We start from the raw sequence: 20,740 nt of genomic DNA, 5'->3' as shown, positions 1-20,740 counted from the left end.
TCTATTCGTGATATGATGAATTTTTAGACTGATAAGGAGTCGTTATGAAGAGACAAGAAGATTCGTTTGAAGATATTGCTTTTGAGTTAGAAAAGCAAACCTATAAGTCCAAGTTTTTACCATTCATGGTAGTGGCTATTGTTGTATTTTCTATCATTGGAACAGTTTTTTTGACACTTTCTCTGTCAGAAAAAAGCAAAACTAAGCAGGCGCCAATTTCGTCTAGCCAGCTTAGTTCATCATCAAATAGTTTGGAAGATGAGAAAGCTGAAGCAGAACAATTCGCTAAAAGTCTTATTGTTTCGCCAGAAAAAAGCGGTCCCTTTCTTTGGACAGTTGAAAAGGCAGTCGCACTTCCCATGAACAAATACACGGGCGGAGCCGTCTTGGAAGATGTTTTAAAGGAATTTGGAAAACCAGTTCAAGGTGGGGCTTGGATTGATTTTTTGCCAAATCACGAAGTTCAAAAACATATTCGCCTTATCTGGGAATCGAAAAATGGTAGTATGGGCTATGTATCTTTAACCTTTGCTGAATTTGATGGTGTCTATAAGCTCATTTCAAAATACCATTTTAGCCTTTCAAGTGATAAAATTCAGGTGGATAACAATCCTAAAAGATCCTTTTTATGGACGCAGGCATACATCGATAGTCTTGTTATTGGTGCTAGAGAAGGAACAGCTAAAGGTACACCATATGATGAGATTGTTTTAAAAGTCGGCTTACCTCTACATCAGACGATTTCTGGAGACGACAATCAACTGAAGATGCGGGTTGATTATGTTAATCCACATTCTTGGCAAAATCCAGAACAATTGAAAAGAGTTCATTTAGAATTCTACAAGCAAGGAGATGGTAGATGGCGTTTGGTGTCTAAAGAAAGTGAGTAAACTAAATCGATAAGAAAGAGGAGGAAAATGAGGAGAAGTAGCAAGAAAAAACGTGATCTTCATTCGTTTAGAGAGATCAAAAGAGACCTTTATCGTCAACAAAAGCTAAAACGAGAAGAGCTCAGAATGATGACGATGAAGGAGGAGAAAAAAAGAATTAGCTTGGCTTTTACCCTTCTTTGTTTGGCAATCTCTTTTGCTTTGTTCTTTGGCTTCTATTACTTATCGCAACAGGTTCCTAATAAAGCCGAACTGAAGTACAAATATGACGATAAATCCTCGTCAGTTAGTGGAGACAGCTCGGCTAGTCAGCAAAATGATGATGAATCAAAATTGACCCAAGAACAAAAGGAACTGAAAAAGAAAATTGTTGAGGAAGATGAAGAGAAGTTTGCTTTTAATTGGACGTTAGACAATTTTGTAGAGCTAAAGCGAGTTAAGGGAGGATGGGGCAATCATCCAACTTTAGAAGAAGTCATTGCGAAATACGGTAAGGCTTCAGATGTGAGTTTTGGTACAAAAGGATTGACACTAACTTATAAGACAAGAATTATAGATGTTCCGAGATATGGCTCATCGGGACATCCTCAGGAAATCAGTTTGGTTTTTTATGACCCTGATTCGAATGGGAAGAACTATTATTTGATAAGTAAAAGTGCAGTATATTTAGATGACAGTAGCTATCCTTCAGCGACGAAAGACGAATTTGTCTTTAAGTGGAAGCCAGAAGATATGGATACATTAAAAATAGGTGATAGCCAGCATGGCAAAGGCGGGATGACTTACCAAGAGGTTGTTGAGCGTTTTGGACTTCCTTCAGAACTTAATATTTATGGAAGTGGCATGAGCAATAGCCCCTTATCACTACAGGCCAATTATAGAAACTTTCGAAATATAGAACGAAAATATGATTCAGTAACCTTGACTTTCAAGAGGCAGGAAGATGGCCGTTTTTATCTGGCAAATGCAAATAGTGAATTTGATAAGAGCTGGTAAGACTGTAATTCCTGAGAGAACATTTGAAAGTTCTAATGTTTTTTCTGTCTTGACAATCCTTATTGCTAACGATATAATGTTTACAATTTAACCTTTAATCAAGTCCAGTGAGGCTGCAAGGTAGGAAAAACGGTATAAGGGCAATTTGACTGCCTTGTTTTTTGCGAAACCTTGCTGCGGCGAGGTTTTTTCTTGTAGAAAGTGAGGTTGTCATGGTTAGTGACAGTTGTAAAAAGAGATTTGGCAAGATTATGCTGGAGCAGATGGAGCTGCTGGAGCAAGTAGAAATTGCGCCTCAGATTTTTTCAATGCGCCTGAAAGGCCAGATGGTGAGCCAGATGCAGGTCGGGCAATTCCTGCATATCCGAGTGCCAGATGATAGCAAGCTGCTGCGGCGGCCGATTTCCATATCGGAGATTGATCGAGAGCAGCAAATCTGCCGGATTATCTATCGGGTCGAAGGTGGCGGGACAGCAATCTTCTCTCAGCTTCCTGTTGGTAGTTACCTCGATGTCATGGGTCCTCAGGGCAATGGCTTTGATTTGTCTCCGGTAGAAAAGAGCGACAAGGTCTTGATTATCGGAGGTGGTATCGGTGTGCCTCCTCTCTTGCAAACGGCCAAAGAACTGCATGCTAAGGGTGCCCAGGTTACAGCGGTGTTAGGCTTTGCCAATCAATCTGCGGTTATTTTGGAAGAAGAATTTCGTGAGTGCAGTCAGTTGTTTATCACTACAGATGATGGAACTTATGGTCAAAAGGGTTATGTATCAACCATTGTCGACGAGTTGACAGATGAGTTTGCTGCGGTATATTCTTGTGGAGCGCCCGGTATGCTCCAGTATGTGGATCGGAAATTTCAAGATCATCCCCATGCCTATCTATCAATGGAGTCTCGGATGGCTTGTGGCATGGGCGCCTGCTATGCCTGCGTCGTTCATGTAGCAGGTCAGGATGAAGCGGTTAATAAGCGGGTCTGCGAAGACGGACCAGTTTTTGAGACTGGAAGCATCGTGCTTTAGGAGGATAAGGAAATGATTGAAAATCGTTTGAAAATTTCTCTGCCAGGTTTAGAGCTGAAAAATCCAATCATTCCAGCTTCAGGTTGTTTTGGTTTTGGTCAGGAGTATGCCAAATATTATGACTTGGATATACTGGGCTCAATCATGATCAAGGCGACGACGCAACATCCCCGCTTTGGCAATCCAACGCCCCGTGTGGCTGAGACGCCAGCTGGCATGCTCAATGCTATCGGCCTCCAAAACCCAGGTGTCGATGCCGTTTTGGCTGAAAAACTTCCTTGGCTGGCTCAGCACTATCCAGATTTGCCAATTATTGCCAATGTGGCTGGTTTTTCCAATGAAGAATATGCTTATGTATCTGGAAAAATCTCCCAATCTCCCAATGTCAAGGCCATTGAGCTCAATATTTCCTGCCCCAATGTGGATCATGGCAATGCAGGGCTTTTAATCGGGCAAGTCCCTGAGCTCGCCTATGAAGCGGTAAAAGCAGCAGTTGCTGCATCTCAAGTCCCAGTCTACGTTAAATTAACCCCCAGCGTAGCAGATATTACCCAAGTGGCCAAGGCGTCAGAAGATGCTGGCGCAAGTGGACTAACCATGATCAATACCTTGGTGGGAATGCGTTTCGATCTGAAAACGAAGCGGCCAATTATTGCCAATGGAACGGGAGGCATGTCTGGTCCAGCTGTCTTTCCTGTGGCCCTCAAGCTGATTCGTCAGGTTGCTCAGTTCACCAAACTGCCAATCATTGGCATGGGTGGAGTTGACTCAGCAGAGGCGGCGCTGGAGATGTTTATCGCCGGTGCGTCAGCTATCGGCGTCGGAACGGCGAATTTTACCGATCCCTATGCCTGTCCCAACATTATAGAAAAGCTTCCGCAAGTTATGGATAAATATGGCATTGAAAGCTTAGAAAGCTTGAGAAAAGAAATCAGAGAAAATTTGCTTTAAGCTCGATTTTCTCTTGACAAACTTCCCAGTAAATTATAGAATGTTTAAGATAAAACCTTTAAAGAAGTCCAGAGAGGCTCTAAGGCGCATACGTTTAAAATGGCAGATTCTGCCACATTTTCGTGTAACCTTGCTCTCGGGCAAGGTTTTTTCTATGATTGTAATCATCTTTATAGTAAGTAAAAAGCAAGGAGAAGAACTGCATGCGTGAAGAACGTCCTATTATCGCCCTAGACTTTCCATCTTTTGATGATGTCAAAAACTTTCTGGAGCATTTCCCTGAAGATGAAAAGCTGTACGTCAAAATCGGCATGGAATTCTTTTATGCCATCGGTCCAGAAATTGTGCATTATCTGAAAGGCTTGGGACATAGTATTTTCCTTGATTTAAAATTGCACGACATCCCTAATACCGTGCGTTCAGCTATGTCTGTATTGGGAACATTTGGCATTGATATGGTGACAGTTCATGCAGCTGGTGGTGTTGAGATGATGCGAGAGGCCAAGAAAGTTCTAGGCGACAATGCTAAGCTAGTAGCGGTGACCCAGTTGACTTCGACTAGCGAAGAAGACATGCGCGACTGCCAAAATATCCAAACAACCGTGCAAGAATCCGTTGTCAATTATGCCCGCAAGGCCAAGGAAGCTGGGCTGGATGGGGTTGTTTGTTCAGCCTTGGAAGTTGAGCTGATCAAGGAAGCTACGGCGGACGATTTTCTTTGCGTGACGCCGGGTATCCGACCGGCAGGTGCTGAAATCGGTGACCAAAAGCGGGTCATGACACCACAGGAAGCCCACCAGATTGGCAGTAATTATATTGTGGTTGGTCGTCCGATTATTCAGGCTGAAAATCCTTGGGATGCTTATCACGAAATTAAGAAACAGTGGAATAGCTAAGTAAGAATTTTAAATGAAACGAATAACAGATTTATAAGGAGTGAAAAATGACTTTAGCCAACGATATTGCACGCGACTTGTTGAAAATCAAAGCGGTTTACTTGAAACCAGAGGAGCCTTTTACTTGGGCTTCTGGGATTAAATCACCGATTTATACAGATAACCGAGTAACTTTGGCCTATCCAGAGACTCGGACCTTGATTGAAAATGGCTTTGTAGAAAAAATTCGCGCGGAATTTCCGGATGTGGAAGTGATTGCGGGAACGGCAACGGCGGGTATTCCTCACGGTGCTATCATTGCTGACAAGATGAATCTGCCTTTTGCTTATATCCGCAGCAAACCAAAAGATCACGGAGCGGGCAATCAGATTGAAGGTCGAGTGGCTCCTGGTCAAAAGATGGTTGTGATTGAAGATTTGATTTCCACTGGCGGCTCTGTTTTGGATGCTATTGCGGCAGCCAAGCGTGAAGGAGCAGATGTGATTGGTGCTGCAGCCATTTTCACCTACGAATTGCCCAAGGCGGATAAGAACTTTGCGGATGCAGGTGTGAAATTGGTGACCTTGTCTAACTACACAGAGCTTATCCACTTGGCTGAGCAAGAAGGCTACATCAATGCAGAAGGATTGGCTTTGCTGAAGAAGTTCAAAGACGATCAAGAAAACTGGCAAAATTAAGAAGGTATGAGGAGGCGGGACAAGGATGTTCCTGTCTCCTTTTTAGGATTTACGTGGACTTTGCTCACTTTTTAAAATAGCAAAAAGTGCTTGATTTTGTTATAATAAAGCCATGTCTAAGATTTATCATATCACTTTTTTGATTCTGCAAAAAATCATGCTGGTATTGAGTCTTCATTGGCTGTTTACAGCTATTTTTCATGTGTCACAGTTAAGTAGCTTGGCTCTGATTTTGTTTGGAGTCTTGGCGATCCTAGCGAATCGCTATCGGTTTCAGCTTAAAAAGTTTTATCATTTTTTGATGAGGCACAAGCTTGCCATTGCTTTAGCAGCTCTCCTTTTTCAGCTCATCATGCTCCTATCGGCTGAGCTTTTGATTCGACGGGATGCAGCGGTGGTTTTCACAGGGGCTTTTAAGTACCTGAAGGAGTCCTCTATTTCCAGCTACCTGACGCGCAATCCCAATAATCTGCCCCTCTTTCTCTATGAGCGTTTTTTCTTTAACCTTTTTGGTGAAGCAGCTCTCTGGATTATGCAGGGACTCAATCTTTTTTACGTCAATATTGCGACTTGGATCCTCTACAAAGGCTGTCAGCGATACTTTTCGCAGGCTACAGCAGATGCAGTTTTTAGCCTTTATGTGGCCTTGGTCGGATTTTCGCCTTACTACATGTCCATGTACACGGACATTCCTCCTTTGCCTTTGATTAGTCTACAGATTTTTCTAGCATTGAGCTTGCTGGAAAATAAGGGGAATAGTCGCCAAATCATTTCTAGAAGCCTTTTATTAGGGATTCTGACCAGTCTTGCTTTTTTGATTCGTCCGACAGTGATGATTCTGCTGATTGCTGTTTTTGGAGTTTTGTTTTTGAGACAAAACTGGAAAAAATTTTTCTTGACTGCGGCGGTCTTTGCTCTAAGCTTTTCAGCAGGCTATCTTCCGCTTCATTATGGCCTAGCCCACCAGACAGAAGTGACGATTATCCAAGGCCAAGGACTGGCCAAAGGGCCACTGCTTTTCATCAATCTGGGGCTAACCAATATCGGTCACGANCAGGAGGACATGAAGGAAGGGCTGTTGCAATACGTTGAACCTGACAAGCGAGCTGACTACAATAACGGCATGTTTGCCAAGGAAAATGTCATCAAAGAAATCAAACGCCGCTTGAAAGAATACACTCCTCTGACCTTTCTACAGCACCTGTATTATAAACACTCTTTGACAGTTGCTGAAGGAAACTTGGGTTGGCTCTATCGCAGTGTTGAAAATGAAAAAACACCTTATATTTCACCGCTTTATGAGTTCACAAAAGACAATGCATTCGCCCAGTTTATCCGTGATTTCTTCCTCAATTCTGATAAGGACAGTTTTCGATTTTATTCGCTGATCAAGCAGGCAGTTTGGATTGTCATGGCTTTGGGGCTGGTCTTTGCTCTTTGGAAATATCGACCAAACGATTCCTTGAATTTCTTGATCTTGGCAGTTTTCGGTGGCCTCCTCTTTCTGCAGATTTTCGAAGGAGGAAAGACCCGTTATCTGATTCAGTTTTTGCCACAGATTTTGATTCTGTCAGCTGTGGGTTTGACTCAGTATCCTCAAGGTTTAGACAACATTCGCTTTTGGAGTAGAAAGAAGAGTCGTTAAGATGAAAAAACCTGTACCTATCTACGAACCGCTTTATAGCTTGAAACCTATTGCTGAGAATATCTGGATTGTCGACGGTGATTTGATTGAGATGGATGCAGTGGTGACAAAGTTGCCCTTTTCTACCCGCATGACTGTCATCAAGTTAGCAAATGGTCATCTCTGGTGTCATTCACCAATCCAGCCAAATCAAGCCTTGTTTGACCAGTTGGACGCCTTGGGACCAGTTTCGCATCTTGTTTCTCCAAATAAGATTCACTATGCCTATATAGCTGACTGGAAGAAGCATTATCCTAAGGCAATTGCTTGGTCTAGTCCAGGAGTTGAGGGGAGAGCGGCCAAGCAGAAAATCCCAGTCTCTTTTGATGAAAAGCTGATGAATGAGGCTCCTGAAGCTTGGGCAGGTCAGGTAGAACAGTTGGTTTTCAAGGGAAGTACTTATATTGAGGAAGTTGTCTTTTTTCATAAAGACAGTCAAACCTTGATCTTGACAGATTTGATTGAGAATTTTGAAACAGAGCGTTTTCCGAGTTCGCTTCGTAGCAAGGTTTATACATTGGTTCGTGTTGCAGCTCCGGACGGCCAGACACCTATTGACTACCGTATGACCTTTATCGGTCATCAAAAAGAAGCCAAGGAATGTATAGAGCAGATGCTAGCTTGGCAACCGGTGAAAATCATCCTAGCTCACGGTTCTTGTTTTCTGGAAAATGGCAGAGCAGAACTAAGAAGAGCACTTAGGTGGATTAGGTAAAAAAAGAAAATGCTTATTGCTTTGTTCCAAGGAGGTTATCTCTAAAATATTATGATAAAGAGAAGTTTATTTTTAAATTTTATATATAAAACTGTCTTTCTTCTGCTTCTGATCTTGCTGACTGTTTTTGCTTTTTCCTATTTGAATTATATAGGAAGTGGATTTGTATGGGAAGAAGCAAGTAAGAGCGAGAGAAAAAGTGCTTTTGTAGAGGTTGTTTGTGGAATTATTATTTCTGGTTACGCTTTTGTTCGATTTCTTGAATTAACTGAGCATATCAGCAGGCATAGAAAATATCTTAAAACAATGACGGAGGAATTATCTCCAGCTCCTGATTTTGAAACAATAGAAGAAGAGGCTGACTTTCATGATAAAGAATTAAAGCTTTTGATTTATAAGAATTGCCTCATTACTTATCATAACTATTTCTGTTTTAGAAAGATGGATTCTCAAATTTGGCAAATTTTCTTGAATAAATATCAGAAATATAGTCGATACAAGGGCAAGAAATCCAAGTCTCTTTTGCCCCCGAAGTTCTTCCTTATTGTCAGAAATCAAGATTATAGGGAACAGTTTATGCCTCTTAAGTACAAAGAGAAAAATTGGAGTCGCTTTAGATCTTATCTAGCTGACCATTATCCGGCCATAGAGCTAGATGAACAAGTTCGTGAAATTGAGACATAAGGAGACAGATATGCAGCATTCAGCTTGGCATGCTTTGATTAAGGAGCAGCTGCCGGAAGGTTATTTTGCAAAAATCAATCATTTTTTAGACGAAGTGTATGCTTCGGGAACCATTTACCCACCGCGGGAAAAGGTGTTTAATGCGATTCAGACGACAGATTTAGCGGATGTTAAGGTGGTTATTTTGGGGCAGGATCCCTACCACGGACCTAGACAGGCGCAGGGATTGAGTTTTTCGGTCCCTGATGACATTCCAGCACCGCCTTCTTTGCAGAATATTCTCAAAGAACTGGCTGATGATATCGGAGTGAAAGAGTCACATGATTTGACTTCCTGGGCTCAGCAGGGTGTTCTCTTGCTCAATGCTGGTCTGACAGTGCCTGCTGGCCAGGCCAATGCCCATGCTGGCTTAATCTGGGAGCCTTTTACTGATGCTATTATCAAAGTAGTCAATGAAAAGTCTGATCCAGTTGTCTTTATCCTCTGGGGTTCTTACGCCCGCAAGAAAAAAGCCTTGATTAGCAATCCCCAACATTTGATTATCGAGTCAGCTCACCCAAGTCCGCTGTCTGCGTATCGTGGTTTCTTTGGAAGCAAACCTTTTTCTCGTACCAATGATTTCTTAGTGACTAAGGGCTTGGAACCTATCGATTGGTTAGCTTAGGAGGTAGTATGGTTCAGTTAGCAACGATTTGTTATATAGATAATGGTCGAGAGTTTCTCATGTTGCACCGCAACAAAAAGCCCAATGATGTTCATGCTGGGAAATGGATTGGTGTCGGTGGCAAGCTAGAGCGAGGAGAAACCCCGCAGGAATGCGCAGCTCGCGAAATTTTAGAGGAAACAGGTCTAAAGGCCAAGCCTGTCCTAAAAGGTGTTATTACTTTTCCAGAATTCACTCCCGACTTGGACTGGTACACCTATGTCTTCAAAGTGACGGAGTTTGAAGGAGAGTTGATTGATTGCAATGAAGGGACGCTGGAATGGGTGCCTTACGATCAGGTGCTTTCAAAGCCGACTTGGGAAGGAGATCATACCTTTGTTGAATGGCTGCTGGAGGATAAGCCCTTCTTTTCAGCCAAATTTGTTTATGATGGTGATAAACTGCTCGACACGCAGGTCGATTTTTACAAATAAAGGAGATACAAAATGCTACTAATCAAGAATGGCCGTGTAATGGATCCTAAGACTGGTCTGGATCAAGTGTGTGATGTGCTGGTGGAGGGCAAGAAAATTGTCAAAATTGGCCAAAATCTGGAAGCGGCTGATGCCCAAGTCCTAGATGCTAGTGGTTTGGTCGTTGCACCCGGTCTGGTCGACATTCACGTTCATTTCCGGGAGCCAGGTCAGACTCATAAGGAAGACATTCATACGGGGGCTTTGGCAGCAGCAGCGGGTGGCTTTACGACTGTTGTTATGATGGCCAATACCAATCCGACCATTTCTACAGTTGAAACCCTGCAGGAAGTGCTGGTGTCAGCCAGTCGTGAAAATATCCATATCAAGTCGGTCGCGACGATTACAGAGAATTTTGATGGGCAGCATCTGACAGATTTTCAGGGTCTCTTGGCAGCTGGTGCAGTAGGTTTTTCTGATGACGGTATTCCGCTGACTAATGCTGGCATTGTCCGTCAAGCTCTCGTGGAAGCGCGCAAAAACGATACTTTTATTAGCTTGCACGAGGAAGATCCTAATCTCAACGGCATCCTCGGCTTCAATGAGCATATCGCTAAAGAGCATTTTCATATCTGTGGCGCGACAGGTGTGGCCGAATATAGCATGATTGCCCGCGATGTCATGATTGCTTATGATGCCAAGGCTCATGTCCATATTCAGCATTTGTCCAAGGCTGAGAGTGTCAAGGTTGTCGAGTTTGCCCAAAAACTAGGCGCTCAAGTCACTGCTGAAGCAGCACCTCAGCACTTCTCTAAGACAGAAGCTCTGCTATTGACCAAGGGCAGCAGTGCTAAGATGAATCCGCCTCTGCGCTTAGAATCGGATCGTCTGGCGGTTATTGAGGGGCTCAAGTCTGGTGTTATTTCTGTCATTGCGACGGACCACGCACCTCACCATGCCGACGAGAAAAATGTAGAAGATATCACTAAAGCGCCTTCTGGTATGACTGGTCTTGAGACCTCGCTTTCTCTAGGTCTGACCTACTTGGTAGAGGCTGGCCATCTGAGCTTGATGGAACTTTTGGAAAAAATGACTCTTAATCCGGCTAGTCTCTATGATTTTAATGCTGGTTTTCTGGCCGAAGAAGGCCCAGCGGACATCACTATTTTTGATCCTAAAGCTGACCGTCTGGTTTCCGACCAATTTGCCTCCAAGGCAGCCAATTCACCTTTTGTTGGCGAAGAGCTGAAAGGGCAAGTCAAATATACCATCTGCGATGGGGAAATCGTCTTCCAAGCCTAAGCAGACATTCATAGAAAATCAACGTTCCATGTTATTTTGGAACGTTTTTCGTATTAAGAAGAAGGATTCCTTGAAAAGGCATTCCCTTTTTACAATAAAAACAGTATAATAGTAGAAAAAACATAGACTGGAGCTTTTACTTATGAAAAAGAAGCATCTTATTTTACCTGTTTTGTCGACGGTTCTGTTGGCACCTGCCTTTTTGGACCATCAAGTTGCTGCGGATGAGGTTCAGCCAGCAACTGCTGTAGCAAATGTGAGTGACTCAGCTCAAAAACCAGCTGACACGGATTTGGCACAAGCAGGTGGAATTTCTGCCGATGAAGCTAGCGTAAATGCGGCCATCGCAGATAATGCTCAAGATGTATCAGGAGCGTCTGACGCAAGCTTGCCTGAAGCTACCATCCTTCATACAAACGATGTGCACGGTCGTATCGTCGAAGAAAAAGGTGTTATCGGAGATGCCAAACTTGCAACAGTTATCAAGGAAGAACGTGCGAAAAATCCTCAAACGCTGGTTGTAGATGCAGGAGATGCTTTCCAAGGTCTGCCAATTTCTAACAGCTCCAAAGGGGAAGAACGCGCGAAGATCCTCAATGAAATCGGCTATGATGCTATGGCGGTCGGAAACCATGAATTTGACTTTGGTTTGGATGAAGCCAAAAAATATAAAGAAATTCTCAATTTCCCACTTCTCAGCGCTAATACTTATGCCAACAATGCCCGTGTCTTCCAAGCGTCAACCATTGTGGACAAGGATAAGAACGTCGAAGGTGATGAATTTGTCGTAATCGGGGTGACCACTCCTGAGACAGCTACAAAAACTCACCCTAAAAACATTCAAGGTGTGACTTTTGCGGATCCAATCACAGAGGTTAACCGCGTGATTGACGAAGTTGAAGCACGTGCAGCAGCTGAAGGCAAGGCTTACAAAAACTATGTTGTTCTGGCTCACTTGGGTGTGGATACGACGACACCAGTTGAATGGCGCGGTTCTACCTTGGCTGAAGCTCTTTCTAAAAATGCTAAGCTGAAGGGCAAGCGGGTTACAGTGATTGACGGCCATTCTCACACAGTAGAGTCCACTACTTACGGTGAAAATGTGACCTACAACCAGACTGGTAGTTATTTGCACAATATCGGTAAAGTTACCTTTAAGGCCAACCAACTTCTGGGCAATCCTCAGCAAATCCCAGCTGAAACAGCTAAAAAAGCTAGTCCAGACCCAGTAGTAGCAGAGATGGTTAAGAAAATTAAGGAAAAATACGATGCAGAAAATGCCAAGGTGATCGTTGCCAAGAGCCCTGTTGAGCTTAACGGTGATCGTGAAAATGTCCGCGTTCGAGAAACCAATCTGGGTAATGTGGTAGCAGATGCCCTTTACAAATATGGCCAAACAGGCTTTGCCAATAAAACAGACTTGGCTGTGACCAACGGTGGTGGCCTACGGGAAACCATTGCCAAAGACAAACCAATCACAAAGGGAAATGTCATCGCTGTTCTGCCTTTTGGAAATACCATTTCTCAAATCAAGGTAACAGGTCAGAATATCGCAGATATGTTTGCCAAATCTTTGGGCTCAATCCTGCAAGAAAAAGATGGAAAGCCTGTCTTGGATGAAAACGGCCAACCATTGCTAGAGCCAAGCGGCGGTTTCTTGCAAGTTTCTGGTGCTAAGGTTTACTATGATACAACTCTGCCAGCAGAGAAACGGATCCTTCGCATTGAAATCAAAAATAAAGAAACAGGTGCTTATGAAGCCCTTGACTTAGCTAAGACCTATTACCTGACAACCAATGACTTCCTAGCAGCTGGTGGTGATGGTTATACCATGCTGGGTGGTGCGCGTGAGGAAGGGCCATCTATGGACGTGGCCTTTGCAGAATATCTGGAAAGTGCAGATTTGACAGCCTATGCAGCAATCAATCCAAATTCTCGCACGATTTCTATGTCTGCTAGCAAGGATACAGATGGAGATGGTTACACAGATATCGAGGAAATCCAGCAAGGCACTGATCCAAAAGATGCCGCATCTAAGCCTGGACAAAGCAATCCAGCAAATCCAACCAATCCGACTAACCCAGCAAATTCTACCAACCCAACTAATCCAACAAACCCAACTAATCCAACAGTTCCAACAAGACCAAGCAATCCAGTGGTTCCGAGCCAGCCTAATCACCCAGTTGTGCCTGAGACAAAACCACAAGAACAACCTTCTGTTGAGAAGCCAAGTACAGCTCAGCCAGCAGCTAATAAGGCGACTTATCAAGCTCCAGCACAGGTTCGTCCGACAGAAGTAGCAAGCAAACAAGGTACTCTTCCGAAAACAGGAAGCAAGAATCCTGTCCTTCTTTCCCTCTTCGGACTGGTTCTGGGAACCTTAGGTGTATCAAGCCTGAAAAAAACTCAAAAAGATTAAAAAAAATGAGGCTGGGACAAAGGTCCTAGCCTCTCAATTGTCTTTGGATTGTCGAGCAAGACGCAGTGGTTGAGTGGGCTCTATTACGCTGATTTCATCAGCTTTTACAGCTCTACTCAACTGTGCGGAGGTGGGACGACGAAATCGAATTCTAACGAATGATTGATTTCTGTCCCACTCTCATTTTTTTGGATTTTGCTTGGTTAGGTTAATGCCCCAAGGGATTAAATTTTCTTTTTTCTGTTTGATACGTTGGATATTGTCCCGATGACGAAGGATGATAATAGCTGCTAAGAGAATGATAATCAGGGTAAAGAGGAAATCATAGTTAGGTAGGATAAAGCCTAAAGCAGGAAAAATCAAGACAGACAGGATAGCCACGCTTGCAGAAATCACACTGGCGAGGGAAATCATACTTCCCAGATAGAGAGTCGTCACAAAGACCAATATCAGATAGATAAAGAAAGCGGGTGAGAAGCCCAGAACAGCTCCTGCACTAGTCGCCACGGCTTTGCCACCCTTAAAGCCAGCAAAGATCGGAAAGGTATGGCCAATCACGGCCAAGAGACCAAAAATCAGTGGTGAAATCCCATCAATATGTAGGAAAAGCGGCAGCAGCGTTGCCAGTGTACCTTTGAAAAAGTCGATAGCAAAGGTGGCGGTGCCGGCCGTCTTACCTAAAATCCGGAAAGTATTGGTCGTGCCAGTATTGCCACTGCCGTATTCCCGGAGGTTCTTTTTAAAGAAAATCTGTCCAATCCATAAACCTGTCGGAATGGAGCCTAGTAAATATGCTAGTAATAATCCAAGTATCGTGTTCATCATGATTTTATTATACCATGATTTGGAACTTGGACAAAGAACTATGATAAGAATATTTTTAGAGAATTGTCTAGTCTGACGCTTGCAGCTAGGTTGTCTTTTTCAAAAATCACTTGAAATCCAGATTCTATCAGCCTTTTTAAGGCTATTTTTTAGAAAAAAACTTTGCAAAATTTACTAAAAACTTGTAAGATAATAAGGATGACTATCATGCAGGAGGTTCCTTGTGGCAAAAAAGGAAATCAATATTAACAATTACAATGACGATGCCATTCAGGTATTAGAAGGGTTGGATGCGGTCCGAAAACGTCCGGGGATGTATATCGGATCGACCGACGGAGCTGGACTACACCATCTGGTCTGGGAGATTGTGGACAATGCTGTCGATGAAGCCTTGTCAGGCTTCGGTGACCGAATCGAGGTTACGATAAACAAGGACGGCAGTCTAACCGTTCAAGACTATGGTCGTGGAATGCCGACTGGGATGCACGCTATGGGCATTCCCACGGTTGAGGTCATTTTCACAGTTCTCCACGCTGGCGGTAAGTTCGGTCAAGGGGGCTATAAGACCTCGGGCGGTCTCCACGGTGTCGGTTCCTCTGTTGTCAATGCCCTGTCCAGCTGGTTGGAAGTGGAAATCACGCGGGATGGGACTGTTTATAAGCAGCGCTTTGAAAATGGCGGAAAACCAGTCACTACGCTCAAGAAAATCGGCACGGCACCTAAGTCCAAGTCTGGGACCAAAGTGACCTTCATGCCGGACGATGCGATTTTTTCAACGACAGACTTTAAGTACAACACCATTGCTGAGAGACTTAAGGAATCAGCCTTCCTGCTCAAGAATGTTCGCCTGTCGCTGACCGATGCGCGGACTGGCGAAGAAGTAGAGTTTCACTATGAGAACGGGGTTGAAGACTTTGTCAGCTACCTCAATGAAGACAAGGAAACCCTGACTCCTGTCCTCTATTTCGAGGGCGAGGAGAGCGACTTCCAAGTCCAGGTGGCCCTCCAGTACAACGACGGCTACTCAGACAATATCCTGTCCTTTGTCAATAACGTCCGCACCAAGGACGGCGGTACCCACGAGACGGGGCTCAAGACCGCTATCACCAAGGCCATGAACGACTATGCTAGAAAGACTGGTTTGCTCAAGGAAAAGGACAAGAATCTGGAAGGTTCGGACTACCGCGAGGGTCTGGCTGCTGTCCTGTCTATCCTCGTCCCAGAAGAACACCTCCAGTTTGAAGGCCAGACCAAGGACAAACTGGGCAGTCCTTTGGCTCGTCCTGCTGTGGACTCCATCGTCTCTGACAAGCTGACTTTCTTCCTCTTGGAAAATGGTGAGCTGGCTTCTAATCTCATCCGCAAGGCTATCAAGGCTAGAGATGCCAGGGAAGCGGCCCGCAAGGCGCGTGACGAAAGTCGAAATGGCAAGAAGAATAAAAAAGACAAGGGCTTGCTGTCTGGTAAGCTGACTCCAGCGCAGTCCAAGAACCCAGCCAAGAATGAACTCTATCTGGTCGAGGGAGACTCTGCCGGTGGCTCTGCCAAGCAAGGTCGTGACCGTAAGTTCCAAGCTATCCTGCCCCTACGCGGTAAGGTAATCAATACTGCTAAGGCTAAGATGGCCGATATTCTCAAGAACGAAGAAATCAACACTATGATCTACACGATTGGAGCGGGTGTTGGGTCAGACTTTACCCTTGAGGATGCCAACTACGACAAGATCATCATCATGACCGATGCGGACACCGACGGTGCCCATATCCAGACCTTGCTGCTGACCTTTTTCTATCGCTATATGCGCCCGCTGGTCGAGGCTGGTCGCGTCTATATTGCCCTGCCGCCACTCTACAAGATGTCCAAGGGCAAGGGAAAGAGCGAAGTCGTCGAGTATGCCTGGACCGATGGTGAGCTGGACGACCTGCGCCGTAAGTTTGGTAAGGGAGCCATGCTTCAGCGCTACAAGGGTCTCGGTGAAATGAACGCTGACCAACTCTGGGAGACGACCATGAATCCTGACACCCGCACCCTCATCCGGGTCACCATCGAAGACCTGGCGCGCGCCGAACGCCGTGTCAATGTCCTCATGGGCGACAAGGTCGAACCACGCCGCAAGTGGATTGAGGATAATGTCAAGTTTACGCTTGAGGAGAGTGGAGTGTTTTAATACCTAGTTATTGAGATTTGCTAGATTATAAGTTTATCAGACTTGGAAAGGGTAGAAAATGATTATTAGACCTGCAAATATGAAAGATTGTCCAGTTATTTACGCCCTTTATCAAAGTGAAAAATTATTTTCTTTTACATCCTTACTCAATCTCCCTTCGCAAAAAAGTCATGCAGAAGCTAGGCATGGAATTTGTCAAAGAATTTGATAATGAAAAAGTTCTAGCTGACAGTCCCCTTTGTAGACATGTCCTCTACAGAATCAAGAGTTTCAACTAAAAGGCAGGTATTCCCATGAGAACTGAAACCGAAATGTTTGATGTGATTTTGCAAACCGCAAAAGTGCTACAGGTTGACGCTGTCGCTATGTCCGGTTCGCGGACAAATCCAAATGCTCCCAAGGACGAGTTCCAAGACTATGATGTAGTCTACATTGTGGAGGATTTGGATGGCCTGTTGGCTGACCTTGCTTGGTTGGAAGAATTTGGCAAGCGCATCATCGAGCAGCATAATATACTTGACCATCGCCGCCTCTATCTCATGCTCTTTGAAGATGGCAATCGGATCGATTTGACCCTCTGCCCCAAGGAGCACATCAAAGAGTGGGTGGATAGCGAAGCGGATTTCACGTTGCTGGATGACCCGCAGGGGCTGTTTGCCCCTTATGCACCGACGACTAAGCGCTATTGGACGGCACCAGCCAGTGCGACTGACTTTGATAAATCCTGCAATGAATTCTGGTGGGTCTCAGCCTATGTGGTCAAGGGCATTCGTCGCAAACAACTCATCTATGCTACGGATCATCTCTATGGCATCTGCCAGCAAGAATTGCTCAAACTTTTAGCTTGGCAAGTGGCAGCAGACAAGGGAACAGTTGATGTTGGCAAGAACTACAAGTACCTCTTTCAGCATTTGCCTGATGAGAAAGAAAAAGAATTTACAGCCTTGCTTGACTTTTCTGATCAGAAAAACCTCATCAAGTCTCTCTTGGCTACATTGGACTTTTTCCACAAAGAAGCACAAGCTTTCTCTCTCAAAACTGGCTTTCACTATGACAAAGAAACCGCAGAGAAGATGATGGAGTATGCTGAGGAGAGGTTGAAATAGTTTCAGAGACACTTACAAGATGAACAAATGCTTTAGTTTATAATAGCTATTGAGGTGAAATAGTATGTTGGATTTTATGTTTGGAATATTTTCTATGTTATTCCCATTTCTTCAGATTGTGTCCATAATCTTATCAATATATATTGCCTTACAAAATAACAAACTTGGCAAAAGATTTTATGGTTTATTTTTTTCTGTAATTATCACTATATGGAATATTTGGTTATTTTCCATAGATCGGACAGATATGTTTGACGATACTTTAAGGTTTTATTTTTTTCTAATTGATTTTTGTTTACCTATGCTTATTTCTTCCACGCTTTATCACTCAATACGCATATATTATTTATACAAATCAATCAAGTGGCGAGTCTTCCCTATAAGTATCTGTTATTTATTCGGTTTAATTTTTCATTATCTTAATACAATGCATTGGGAGGAGCTATTTCGAGGGCAAAAGTTTGTATTTGATATTTTGCTGATATCAACTGCTATAATTTCTTATTTACCTTGTCTATATTTGTACATACTTCAAAGAAGAAAGAACAATCTATAGGGAATAGTTGCTTTTGGATAATCTAAATAAGTGTTTGTGAATGATTCAAATAGTATCTAAAAATATTTTTCTTAACTACCAATTTTAATATAAAAAACTACTCTACATTCTTTGAAAGGAGTTGAACACGCCCTAAATACTGTGTGAAAAAGATAAATTCTCTTGTGAGCATCGCTCACTGCAAGAATTTCCTATTTTCACTTTGTATTTTATGGGCTCTGTATCCTATATGAGTAACATTCAAAACATGTCCCTTGAGGACATCATGGGAGAGCGCTTTGGCCGCTACTCCAAATACATCATTCAAGAGCGGGCTTTGCCGGACATTCGCGATGGCTTGAAGCCTGTTCAGCGCCGTATTCTTTATTCGATGAACAAGGACGGCAATACCTTTGACAAGGGCTACCGCAAGTCAGCCAAGTCAGTTGGGAACATCATGGGGAATTTCCACCCTCATGGTGACAGTTCTATCTACGATGCCATGGTCCGTATGTCTCAGGACTGGAAAAACCGCGAGATTCTCGTTGAGATGCATGGAAACAATGGTTCCATGGACGGTGATCCACCGGCGGCTATGCGTTATACTGAGGCGCGCCTGTCTGAAATGGCTGGCTATCTTTTGCAAGATATTGAGAAAGATACCGTTCCATTTGCTTGGAACTTTGACGATACAGAGAAGGAGCCGACTGTTCTGCCGGCAGCCTTTCCTAATCTTCTGGTCAATGGAGCAACTGGGATTTCCGCTGGTTATGCGACGGATATTCCACCTCATAACCTAGCCGAAGTCATTGACGCGGTTATTTATATGATTGACCATCCGTCTGCCAAGGTGGACAAACTCATGGAGTTTCTGCCTGGTCCAGATTTCCCGACAGGAGCTATTGTCCAAGGTCGTGATGAGATCAAGAAGGCTTACGAGACTGGTAAAGGTCGTGTTGTGGTGCGCTCTAGAACTGAGATTGAAAAGCTGAAGGGCGGTAAAGAGCAAATCGTCATCACCGAGATTCCTTACGAGATTAATAAAGCAGTCCTAGTCAAGAAGATTGACGATGTACGGGTCAACAACAAGGTGGCTGGTATTGCTGAAGTGCGGGACGAATCCGACCGGGATGGTCTTCGCATTGCCATCGAGCTCAAGAAAGACGCCAATACTGAGCTGATTCTCAACTACCTCTTTAAGTACACCGACTTGCAGGTCAATTACAATTTCAACATGGTGGCGATTGACAATTTCACACCTCGTTTGGTGGGAATTGTGCCAATCTTGACCAGCTACATTGCCCACCGCAAGGAGATTATTCTGGCTCGTAGCCGTTTTGACAAGGCTAAGGCTGAGAAACGACTGCATATCGTGGAAGGATTGATTCGGGTGCTTTCCATCTTGGACGAAGTGATTGCCCTGATTCGTGCTTCAGAAAATAAAGCTGACGCCAAGGAAAATCTTAAAGTCAGCTATGATTTCACTGAGGAGCAGGCTGAGGCTATTGTCACTCTTCAACTCTACCGTTTGACTAATACCGACGTCGTGGTGCTGGAAGAGGAAGAAGCAGAGCTTCGCGAGAAAATTGCTATGCTGGCGGCTATTATCGGCGATGAGCGCACCATGTATAACCTCATGAAGCGAGAGCTCCGCGATGTCAAGAAGAAGTTTGGCAATCCGCGTCTCAGCGAGCTTCAGGATACAGCAAACACCATCGAGATTGATACAGCTAGTCTCATCGTTGAGGAAGAAACCTATGTCAGCGTGACTCGTTCTGGTTACATCAAGCGGACCAGTCCGCGTTCCTTCTCAGCTTCGACCTTAGAAGAGATGGGAAAGCGTGATGATGACCGACTTATTTTCGTCAGTCCAGCCAAGACGACTCAGCATTTATTGATTTTCACCAGCCTAGGAAATGTCATTTACCGGCCTGTTCATGAGCTGTCAGACATCCGCTGGAAAGAAATCGGAGAACACCTCAGCCAGACTATCAGCAACTTTGATACCAAGGAAGAGGTTATCTATACAGAATTGCTGGATAGCTTTGAGGAGGGGACTTACTTTGTAGCGACCAAGTTAGGTCAAATCAAGCGTGTAGAGCGCAAGGAATTCAGTCCTTGGCGGACCTACAAGTCTAAGTCCCTTAAATTTGCCAAGTTGAAAAACGAAGAAGATCAGGTCATTGCTCTGGCACCGATTAAGCTGGATGATGTTATGCTCGTGACTAGGAATGGCTATGCCCTGCGCTTCAATATTGAAGAAGTTCCTGTCATCGGAGCTAAGGCGGCTGGAGTAAAGGCTATCAATCTCAAAAAGGACGATGTCCTAGTAGCGGCCTTTATCGCTAATACCGACTCGCTTTACATCCTGACTCAGCGTGGTTCGCTCAAACGTATGGCAGTCGCAGACATTCCTGTTACTAGTCGGGCAAATCGCGGTCTCCAAGTTTTGAGAGAGCTTAAGACCAAGCCCCATCGTGTCTTTGCAGCTGGACCAGTCTATGGCCAAGCAGTGGGCTTTGACCTCTTTACTACTGAAGCAGAAGCTAGCGAAGAGCAGATTTTGCAGGTGCTTTCTAATAAAGGAACGACCTATGAAATCAATCTAGCTGACCTCAGCCTGTCTGAGAGAACTAGCAATGGCAGCTTCATTTCTGATACCATTTCAGACGAAGAAGTCTTCTCGGCTTATATCAAGTAATCAACAAGCCAGTTCACACGAACTGGTTTTTTTAAAAATAAATTTTCAGAAAATTGA

At 44.1% G+C, this 20,740-nt stretch carries 17 protein-coding genes; 16 read left to right on the top strand and 1 reads right to left on the bottom strand.

Annotated elements, in window-relative coordinates; all coding sequences use genetic code 11:
* Positions 1 to 44 precede the first annotated feature (44 nt).
* The 13 genes from D8792_RS07250 to nt5e all read left to right on the top strand — a co-directional run bounded on the left by D8792_RS07250 (position 45) and on the right by nt5e (position 13,349).
* Positions 45 to 890 (top strand): hypothetical protein, encoded by an 846-nt coding sequence (locus D8792_RS07250; protein ID WP_125373501.1) that lies wholly within the window; start codon positions 45 to 47, stop codon positions 888 to 890.
* Between the two features lie 27 nt (positions 891 to 917).
* Positions 918 to 1,886 carry a hypothetical protein gene (locus D8792_RS07245; RefSeq protein WP_125373500.1) on the top strand — a complete coding sequence of 323 codons (969 nt, stop codon included), beginning with the start codon at positions 918 to 920 and terminating at the stop codon, positions 1,884 to 1,886.
* A 212-nt stretch (positions 1,887 to 2,098) separates the two neighbouring features.
* Positions 2,099 to 2,905: a dihydroorotate dehydrogenase electron transfer subunit gene (locus tag D8792_RS07240; RefSeq protein WP_125373499.1), complete on the top strand. Its 807-nt coding sequence runs from the start codon at positions 2,099 to 2,101 to the stop codon at positions 2,903 to 2,905.
* A 12-nt stretch (positions 2,906 to 2,917) separates the two neighbouring features.
* On the top strand, positions 2,918 to 3,856 hold the full coding sequence (locus D8792_RS07235; RefSeq protein ID WP_125373498.1) for a dihydroorotate dehydrogenase: 939 nt from the start codon (positions 2,918 to 2,920) through the stop codon (positions 3,854 to 3,856).
* A gap of 203 nt (positions 3,857 to 4,059) precedes the next feature.
* Positions 4,060 to 4,752: an orotidine-5'-phosphate decarboxylase gene (gene pyrF, locus D8792_RS07230; RefSeq protein ID WP_015604612.1), complete on the top strand. Its 693-nt coding sequence runs from the start codon at positions 4,060 to 4,062 to the stop codon at positions 4,750 to 4,752.
* Between the two features lie 47 nt (positions 4,753 to 4,799).
* Entirely contained in the window at positions 4,800 to 5,429 is a 630-nt protein-coding gene (pyrE, locus tag D8792_RS07225) for an orotate phosphoribosyltransferase (protein ID WP_125373497.1), read from the top strand.
* A 112-nt stretch (positions 5,430 to 5,541) separates the two neighbouring features.
* Positions 5,542 to 7,074, top strand: a complete 1,533-nt coding sequence (locus tag D8792_RS07220) for a glycosyltransferase-like membrane protein (protein WP_125373496.1) — start codon at positions 5,542 to 5,544, stop codon at positions 7,072 to 7,074.
* Between the two features lies 1 nt (position 7,075).
* Positions 7,076 to 7,828 carry a DUF4336 domain-containing protein gene (locus D8792_RS07215; RefSeq protein WP_125373495.1) on the top strand — a complete coding sequence of 251 codons (753 nt, stop codon included), beginning with the start codon at positions 7,076 to 7,078 and terminating at the stop codon, positions 7,826 to 7,828.
* Positions 7,829 to 7,879: 51 nt separating this feature from the next.
* Complete coding sequence (locus D8792_RS07210; RefSeq protein ID WP_125373494.1) at positions 7,880 to 8,512, top strand: hypothetical protein; 633 nt, start codon at positions 7,880 to 7,882, stop codon at positions 8,510 to 8,512.
* A 10-nt stretch (positions 8,513 to 8,522) separates the two neighbouring features.
* Complete coding sequence (locus D8792_RS07205; RefSeq protein ID WP_048771769.1) at positions 8,523 to 9,176, top strand: uracil-DNA glycosylase; 654 nt, start codon at positions 8,523 to 8,525, stop codon at positions 9,174 to 9,176.
* 8 nt (positions 9,177 to 9,184) lie between these two features.
* On the top strand, positions 9,185 to 9,649 hold the full coding sequence (locus D8792_RS07200; protein ID WP_125373493.1) for an NUDIX hydrolase: 465 nt from the start codon (positions 9,185 to 9,187) through the stop codon (positions 9,647 to 9,649).
* A gap of 12 nt (positions 9,650 to 9,661) precedes the next feature.
* The gene (locus D8792_RS07195; RefSeq protein WP_125373492.1) at positions 9,662 to 10,930 is read left to right on the top strand and encodes a dihydroorotase; all 1,269 of its coding nucleotides are present in this window, start codon (positions 9,662 to 9,664) and stop codon (positions 10,928 to 10,930) included.
* A gap of 142 nt (positions 10,931 to 11,072) precedes the next feature.
* The gene (gene nt5e, locus D8792_RS07190) at positions 11,073 to 13,349 is read left to right on the top strand and encodes a cell surface ecto-5'-nucleotidase Nt5e (protein ID WP_125373491.1); all 2,277 of its coding nucleotides are present in this window, start codon (positions 11,073 to 11,075) and stop codon (positions 13,347 to 13,349) included.
* Between the two features lie 180 nt (positions 13,350 to 13,529).
* Here nt5e and plsY read toward each other — a convergent pair whose 3' ends face one another.
* Positions 13,530 to 14,174, bottom strand: a complete 645-nt coding sequence (gene plsY / locus D8792_RS07180; RefSeq protein ID WP_125373490.1) for a glycerol-3-phosphate 1-O-acyltransferase PlsY — start codon at positions 14,172 to 14,174, stop codon at positions 13,530 to 13,532.
* Positions 14,175 to 14,397: 223 nt separating this feature from the next.
* On the opposite strand from plsY, the gene parE reads away from it, so the two are divergent.
* The 3 genes from parE to parC all read left to right on the top strand — a co-directional run bounded on the left by parE (position 14,398) and on the right by parC (position 20,683).
* Positions 14,398 to 16,341 (top strand): DNA topoisomerase IV subunit B, encoded by a 1,944-nt coding sequence (gene parE / locus D8792_RS07175; protein ID WP_125373489.1) that lies wholly within the window; start codon positions 14,398 to 14,400, stop codon positions 16,339 to 16,341.
* A gap of 293 nt (positions 16,342 to 16,634) precedes the next feature.
* Positions 16,635 to 17,447 (top strand): aminoglycoside 6-adenylyltransferase, encoded by an 813-nt coding sequence (locus tag D8792_RS07165; RefSeq protein ID WP_125373488.1) that lies wholly within the window; start codon positions 16,635 to 16,637, stop codon positions 17,445 to 17,447.
* 785 nt (positions 17,448 to 18,232) lie between these two features.
* Positions 18,233 to 20,683, top strand: a complete 2,451-nt coding sequence (gene parC, locus D8792_RS07155; protein WP_125373486.1) for a DNA topoisomerase IV subunit A — start codon at positions 18,233 to 18,235, stop codon at positions 20,681 to 20,683.
* The last annotated feature ends 57 nt before the right edge of the window (positions 20,684 to 20,740 follow it).

The sequence above is a fragment of the Streptococcus cristatus genome (genome assembly GCF_003943505.1).
Classification (GTDB): Bacteria; Bacillota; Bacilli; order Lactobacillales; family Streptococcaceae; genus Streptococcus; species Streptococcus cristatus_E.
The sequence above is the reverse complement of the archived record's forward strand: the minus strand, read 5'-3'. Positions and strand labels throughout refer to the sequence as shown.